The sequence below is a fragment of the Microcystis sp. LE19-8.1F genome (assembly GCF_027531715.1).
GTDB classification, from domain to species: Bacteria; Cyanobacteriota; Cyanobacteriia; order Cyanobacteriales; family Microcystaceae; genus Microcystis; species Microcystis wesenbergii_A.
In genome coordinates this window covers 1-3787 of record NZ_JAPZSO010000136.1, presented here as the reverse complement: position 1 = coordinate 3787, position 3787 = coordinate 1, and the positions used below count along the sequence as shown (strand labels likewise).

Genomic DNA, 3787 nt, shown 5'->3' with positions numbered 1-3787 from the left:
GTGACACTGTACCTAATACGACTGCACACCGCTATAAGCTAGTGAGGTACACATATTTTTCTTCCCTTTTGACTTTTGCCTCTTGCCTTTTGCCTAAAACCCATAACTTTTGTACCTCAGCAGACTGAAAAACGCTATAATGCTATTATCAAATATCTGGGTGGGATTAATCGGCAATCATGGTTAAGTTTAGCAAGTACCTAAAGAGGCTTGGGATTGTTGCTGGAGTGGCTTTTTTGTTGTTGGTTACTCACCGAGCGGCTCCCCGAAAGGCAGTGGAAAATGAGCAGATGAAGGGGGTTTGGTTAACCAATATTGGCACGATATTGTTACATCACACTACGTCCTTAGATGAGGTGTTAAATCATCTTTCGCGATCGGGTTATGACCGGGTGTATTTTAGTGTTTATGGGTTTAGGGGAACGCTTTATCCGACTTCCCAACGTCCGACGAATTGGTTGTTTGTGCCGCCGTTGAGCAATCCCTGGAGGGCAGCGGTTAAGGAGTCTTTACGGCAGGGTTTGAAGCCATTTGCTTGGTTTGAGTATGGTTTGATGTTATCGCCTAAGGATCCCATTGCCAAAAAGCATCCGGATTGGCTATTAAAAACGCCCGCAGGGAAGACGGTGGTGGAAACCAATGTCTGGTTAGATCCGGCGAATCCGCAGGTACAAGCCTATCTTTTGGGGAATATGGAAGATATTTTAAAAGAAAAAGATTTGGCGGGGATTCAGTTAGATGATCATTGGGCGGTTCCGCGTGTTTTTGGTAATAAAAGTCAGGCTTTAACGAATTTAACCCGCAAGTTGCACGATCATGTCAAGGCGATTAATCCCAAGTTGGTGGTGAGTCTTTCGCCTAATCCTCACTCTTTTGCGGTGAATAAATATAATCAAAATTGGTTGGCTTGGGTGCGTCAAGGGATTGTGGATGAGGTGGTCTTACAGATCTATCGGAAAACTCCCAATCAGGTGGCGGCGAGTCTTTCGGGATCGGGACTGGCGACAGCTTCCCGGTATGTGCCGGTGGGGGTGGGTTTATATGCGGGTTGGAATCCTGATTTTTCCTTAAAGGGTTTACAAGCTCAGGTGAGGACGGTGGAGCGTCAGGGTTATGGCTATTCGTTATTTTGTTGGGAATTTGTGGTCATGCGTCATCTTTTTAATCATATTCCTCGGTTTTAACGGGCTAAACAGTAGGTTGTCTGAAATACCCAGTTAATATTATAATTTTTTTATCTCAGTCAATGAATCGGTCATCAGACGCTTATGAGTTTAATTCAAGAAGGAATAAAAAAAGGCTTAATTAAGTTAGATGATGAGCAGAAATATATTACCTATATTAATCAAAATAAAAAGCGAAATTATAGCAATCCTGAAGAACAGGTACAAGCTGAGACTTTTTTAAAATTAGTTTTGACCTATGGTTATGCTCAAAAGCGGATTCGGTTATTTGTTCCCGTAGCAATGGGATCATCGACCAAAGAAGCGGATATTATTGTTTATAATGATGATGGGCATAAATCGCCTCATATCGTTGTTGAATGTAAAAAACAAGAGGTTTCAGAATTAGAATTTACTCAGGCAGTAGAGCAGGGTTTTAGTTATGCGGTGGCGGAAGGAGCGAAATATGTTTGGATAACTTCCGGTATTAAAGATGAATATTATCAAGTACCAACAGAAAAGCCAAAGGAAAGAATTACTATCACTGATATTCCACAATCGGGAGTGGAAACATTAGCGCGTTTTAAATATGCTAAAGGTGGTGGTATTTCTAATGGACAAAAGTTATTTGAGTTAACAGTAGTTACAGAGGATGAGTTAACCCGTCGTTTTAAGCAGGCTCATCAATCGTTATGGGGAGGGGGAGAGTTGAATCCCTCAGAGGCTTTTGACGAGTTAGATAAGCTAATTTTTTGTAAAATTTGGGATGAAAAGAAAGCTCGCAAGGTAGGGGAACCCTACGATTTTCAGATCTTTAGTGTTGCTCCTAAAGCTAATGAAAAAGAGGAGGAAAGAAAACAACGGGAAAATAAGCAATTAAGTGAGCGCATTAAGGCTTTATATGAAGAAGGCCGTCGAGCAGATGCAGAAGTTTTTAAAGATGATATTCGCTTAAGTCCAGAGAAGTTGCGGACGGTGGTGGGTTATTTGGAAAGTATTAATTTAGGCGAAACAGACTTAGATAGTAAGGGTCGAGCTTTTGAGACGTTTATGGGGTCATTTTTTCGCGGAGATTTCGGGCAGTATTTTACACCTCGACCAATTGTTAAGTTTATTGTGGATGTGCTACCCATCAAGCACAATTCTTTAGTTTTAGACACATCTTGTGGAAGCGGTGGTTTTCTGCTTCATGCGTTAGAGAAGGTTCGTAGGGAGGCCAATGAATACTATCCCAATTATAAAACGGATCCGAAAGAATATAACAAACATTATCAGCATTGGCATAATTTTGCTCAGAGTAATTTGTTTGGCATTGAAATTAATGAACAGATTGCCCGGGTTGCCAAAATGAATATGATTATCCATGATGATGGTCATACCAATGTAATTGCGGCGGATGGTTTACGCGATAGTGAAGATTTAATTAAACGGACAGAAAATAAAGGCTTTACATATAATCGCTTTGATTTTGTTATTACTAATCCGCCTTTTGGTTCGGTTATTAAACAAACGGAACAGGCTTATATATCCCAATATAGCTTTGCGATGAAGGCGGTAGATTGGTTAAATCCTAAAAGTAAGACAACGGAGCGGGACAGCCAAAGTACAGAAGTTTTATTTCTTGAGCAATGTCATCGTTTTTTAAAGGAAGGTGGCTATTTAGCGATGGTGGTTCCTGATGGTATTTTGACTAATTCAAGTTTGCAGTATGTCAGGGATGGAATCGAGGAAAAATATCGCATTGTGGCGGTGGTTTCGATGCCTCAGACGGCTTTTTCTGCAACGGGAGCGGGGGTTAAAAGTTCGGTTTTATTTTTGAAAAAGTATTCGCAAGCAGTAACGGAAAACATTCAACAGGCTAAACTGACTTTACAGGATCAAATTAAGCAAGGCAATGATTATTTAAAGTTATTGGATAAGATTGAAAATAATAAGAAGCGGCATTTAAAGGAGTTACGAGGTTTTGATAATGCTCAAAATTTGTCCGGTAAAGCGTTGACGGATTCGGAGGCTTATAAGGAGTGGAAAAAGTCGGTCACGGCGGAATATAATGACCAAATTGAGGCTTTAAAGGAGTCTTTGAGTGATCAGTATGGGGAAGAAAAGCAAAAGGTAATCGAAGATTATCCGATTTTTATGGCAATTGCCGAAGATATTGGTTATGATGCAACGGGTAAACCGACTAATAATAATGAGTTAGATTTTATTGGTCGGGAGCTTGCCCGGTTTATTGAGTCGATAGAGTCAGGTAAGGATGGTTTTTTTTTAGGTCTTGATGTGGATAAAGATAAAATTTTTCTGGTTAATTTAAAGGAACTAGAAGGACGGCTTGATCCTATAATGAGTTTATATCAAAGAAAAATTACCAAATTTAAATATACAACCCAAAATTTGTCGAGTCTTTTAAAACAGAAACCTCAGTATGGTGCGAATGAAGCATCTAAGCCAAGATTTTCACTTCAAGAACCTCGTTATGTAAGAATTACCTCAAGGGGTGACAGAAAGGTTAAAGAGCTTGCTTGATAAGGCTCATAGCCGTTAACCCTTTGGAGAAATAAGGGTTTTTCTGGGGTTTGAGGCGTATCAAAGAAAGGGCAAGTTCCGAAAAAATATCCATCGACTCA

The 3787-nt window shown here is 40.0% G+C and carries 2 protein-coding genes; both read left to right on the top strand.

What is annotated here, in order from left to right:
• Window positions 1-179 precede the first annotated feature (179 nt).
• Window positions 180-1184 (top strand): glycoside hydrolase family 10-like protein, encoded by a 1005-nt coding sequence (locus O9334_RS13450; RefSeq protein ID WP_190380224.1) that lies wholly within the window; start codon window positions 180-182, stop codon window positions 1182-1184.
• Window positions 1185-1268: 84 nt separating this feature from the next.
• The gene (locus tag O9334_RS13445) at window positions 1269-3686 is read left to right on the top strand and encodes a type I restriction-modification system subunit M (protein WP_288000510.1); all 2418 of its coding nucleotides are present in this window, start codon (window positions 1269-1271) and stop codon (window positions 3684-3686) included.
• Window positions 3687-3787 lie beyond the last annotated feature (101 nt).

Coding starts and splice junctions, on each gene's coding strand:
- O9334_RS13450 (WP_190380224.1), top strand. CDS start 180: ATGGTTAAGTTTAGCAAGTACCTAAAGAGGCTTGGGATTGTTGCTGGA.
- O9334_RS13445 (WP_288000510.1), top strand. CDS start 1,269: ATGAGTTTAATTCAAGAAGGAATAAAAAAAGGCTTAATTAAGTTAGAT.